We start from the raw sequence: 3,791 nt of genomic DNA on the forward strand, positions 1-3,791 counted from the left end.
TCTTACCAGAATAAGTGTTCAAGCGTTACCAGAATAGGTGTTCAAGTGATGCCGGAATATGCATTCCAAACAGTCCGACTGCGAACAGATGACAGAACCAACCCTGAGCGGGTCCGATAAGACCAAATTCAACAAGCTTCAAAAGAAACTGCGCCGCTATACCGGTCAGGCCATCGAAGCGTTCAATATGATCGAGGACGGCGACAAGGTCATGGTCTGCCTGTCTGGGGGCAAAGTTATTAGAACAAAATGTTAGGATGTAGTATTTTCGGCAGCCGAAGCTCTTATATATCAAAAGGTTATAAAAAACCGTCTTTACATTTCAGCCTTTAATCTCTTCACGAAAACATATGTAGAACAAAAAATATGTAAACATTTTGTTTACGCGTGAGTGAGCTCTAGAAAGTTAAAAAACCATGAACTCTGAACATAATGCCAGTAAAAACTGCAGTTCATGAATTGGGATTTCTTCGGACATATAACAAAACTGTTGAGAGATTCTAAAAAAAAAGTCAAAATGAGAATCACGTTCTAAGGGTATAGAAACCCAAAAAGCGTATTTGTATATCGATAGCTGTATGAGTCGAACAGGATTATTTTCCTATAAAGGAGTTGATCCTAAATAACTTGATGAGGAGGAAACATGTTATTTATAAGCTCAGGTTAGTAAGTCATGAAAAATACCCACACCAACGATGTAAATATGGCATGCCTTCACATGCATGTGGATTCTAAGCGACTGTACGTCTTAGCAAATAAGGTGTACGATTTTTTTGTCATTCGTAGAATTCCCCAACTATCGAAAATCTTCTTTTATGTTGTACTTGAACATGCCGGCCCCATCATAATCAGATTATTTAATACTGTTGACAACAATAACGCCATCAATTCTGAATCACTTCCCCTCCCTAATATAGCAATTAAAAAAGCTAAAAAGATCAGATCAAAAAAAATCACATCTCGTAAGTTTGGTAGAAAATATCAAAATGAAAGTAAAGGTCTAAAGACCAGAGAGACACAAAAAACATAACTCGTTAAATAAATAATTTAAATATTTATCAACGAGGATTGTTTTATGGCTTTTAGAGCTAAAATAGTGCAGTTAAATGAAAAATGTTGCAAATCGAAGAGCACCATACGTCGATTAATATTAGTTGATAGAGAAACTAATAAAATTATAGATCTTCCTACAGTATATATTGCAAGGCAAAAATCAAGTGCTGCTTTTAATACACAATGCGCTATTCTAAGAGACTTGTCATTTTACTATGAATTCTGCTGGAGCAATAAAGCCAAAAATAAAAACTGGGTACCACCCCATGATAGACTTCGTTCAAGCCCAGTAACTGAACCATTTACTGCAGGAGAAATTGACAATCTCGAACGATGGTGCATGTATAAATCTAACAATCTTCCAAGAGGTAAAAAGCAAAAAAAAGGTAGCACCATATCTATAGGATCCTCAAATGCAAGACTTTCCAATATAAAGAACTTCTTCATATGGCTGATAAGAGAGTTTGTGTTCTCAAATAATGCATGCTTAGAACAAGTACAACAAAGAGAGTCACTAAAAAAAGAAGTTGAGAGAATTTTTAAAGACAAGATTAAAACTTCAAGATCAGCCCCTGTTTCGAAATCATTATGTCGGAGTGAAATCATTCAAATCCAAAAACAACTAAATATGAAAACTAGCAGCCCATGCCAAACAAGAGACACATTAATAAAGAGATTATCATTTAGCACAGGACTAAGGCCAGGTGAATTACTGAAATTAAAAACAACAGATTTAATTAGTGATTTAAGCCTCAATGGAAGCATGATGTTTATAATAAAAGTTAGTAAAATTAATAATGATTCTTCAGAGACAAGAACTGTAGAGCCACATGTGAAAACAATATCAGGCTATGTGGCAATAGGAAAAAATCTATATTACTCCATCCTTTCATATATTGAGAATGAAAGAAGGCATTCCATAGAAAATTGCTCACTCCCAAAAGAAACACCATATATATTTGTAAATCACAAAGGAGATCATGTAGGAAAGCCAATATCTCAAAGAAATTTAAATCGATTATTCAGGTCTAATAATTGTATCTCTAAGGTTATAACACCAGTTGTAGCAAGACATACTCATTTCACAGAGTTAGCTGAAAAAGCTGACGCTGCAGGAAAAACCATTGAGAACATACAACAAATTCTAGAGCAAAGAGGAAGATGGGTTACAGGATCCTCAATGATAGCTAAATATACCTATCGAAAAATCATGAAGGATACATTTGACTTAGTTCAATCAAGGGATACGGAACTAGATAATCATGAATAAAAAATACTTACTAGGACCATACTTTATACCTTATATGTATGATGATCAAAATAGTAAATTTACTACGCCTAGTATAATAAGACCAATTGATCACAGCGAAAGCAGTTACAAGATAACTAGTAGTATTATAGAAGTAAAACCTGACTCTACAGGAAACAGAAAACTATCGATCATAATAGAGCGGATTAAATGCTCAATAGCGTTAGTGCAATGCTATTCACATGTAGTCATTTGTGCTTTAGACGGGAGGAGAAAATGTAGCACAGTTCAACGATGGAATAGCGAGTTTAAAAGATTCCTAAAGAAAACACCAACCGATGATGGAACTGAAATATGTACAATCACATATGAGATGTACTTAAACTACACCAAAAACAAAAATGCATCACAAGTGAAATTATTAAGATCATTTTTAAAATTCTGGATAAATTTAAATATACCTGGGCTACACAATAATCTTATAGATTATTTAAAAATATCTAAGTCACCGAAACCAAGGAGTACGCTAGAAATACAAGCAACAACCGCAAGAGAAAGACCATTTAGCATTGGGGAAGTGAGAGTTATAATAAGAAAAGTTGAAGACTTATTCCTAGACTCTACTTTCACACCTCAAGAATACTTCCTATGGAGATTATTAATAAGTGAAGCTCCAAGGCCATCACAAATTTCTCTATTAAAGTTTTCAGATGCTAAAATACTATCACAAAAATCTGTAGCAATTAATTTCCCAATAGTTAAGCAGAAAAAAATATCTGCAAAGAATTTCAAATTAGAATATATACTGAGCGAAGCTGTAAGCATTGCTTTTCTAAAACACCATCAATATGTTAAGCAAATATCTGAATTAGATAACATTAATCATTTACCACTATTTTGCATCAAGTACAATAACAATAGAGCAGACCCAATTGCTGATATTACTCCATGCAATACAATGTCACTGATAGACAAAACAAGAAAAAAAATTCAAGTACCCTTCATAAGTAGTGAGAATGAACTATTTATAAGAAGACTAAAGCATACAAAACTAACCCACTTAGCTATTAAAGGTGCCCCACTATCAGTCTTAGCAAGAGCTGGATTTCAAACTTCAACTGTTTCCCTTAAACATTACATCAATTTCACTCATGAAAGCTTTTTAGAATACGAAAAACTAACAAGTAGTAATCATCAATTGATATATAAGGCTTTTAGAGGAAATATTAAAAATAAAATAGATATAAACGAGAACACAGTTCTCTCTTCAGATTACACGAATATTATTGGTGAGTGTGAAGCAAGCCTTTGTGGTGTCTTTGCACCATTCGCATGTTATCTATGTCCAAAGTTTAATGCTTTCATTAAGGCTCCTCACGAAAAAGTTTTAATAGAAGTACAGGAAATGGAGAAAACAGCAAAGAAATGCAACCCGAATGAGGATCGTTTTGCTGAGCTGATTATTGCAATCAATAATGTCATAGGAGAG

General features: G+C 33.8%; 2 protein-coding genes and 1 pseudogene. All 3 read left to right on the forward strand.

Annotation, left to right across the window (positions count from 1 at the left end; all coding sequences use genetic code 11):
• Window positions 1-88 precede the first annotated feature (88 nt).
• A pseudogene (locus M3P05_RS20170) lies at window positions 89-235 on the forward strand (tRNA 2-thiocytidine(32) synthetase TtcA); the annotation flags it as partial.
• Window positions 236-1,075: 840 nt separating this feature from the next.
• Window positions 1,076-2,323 (forward strand): site-specific integrase, encoded by a 1,248-nt coding sequence (locus M3P05_RS20175; RefSeq protein ID WP_249701929.1) that lies wholly within the window; start codon window positions 1,076-1,078, stop codon window positions 2,321-2,323.
• A partial coding sequence (locus M3P05_RS20180; RefSeq protein ID WP_249701931.1) for a hypothetical protein occupies window positions 2,316-3,791 on the forward strand: 1,476 nt, incomplete at its 3' end. The genes M3P05_RS20175 and M3P05_RS20180, both read left to right, overlap by 8 nt.

It is taken from the genome of Parendozoicomonas callyspongiae, assembly GCF_023502345.1.
Lineage (GTDB): Bacteria > Pseudomonadota > Gammaproteobacteria > Pseudomonadales > Endozoicomonadaceae > Sansalvadorimonas > Sansalvadorimonas callyspongiae.

Coding starts and splice junctions, on each gene's coding strand:
- M3P05_RS20175 (WP_249701929.1), top strand. CDS start 1,076: ATGGCTTTTAGAGCTAAAATAGTGCAGTTAAATGAAAAATGTTGCAAA.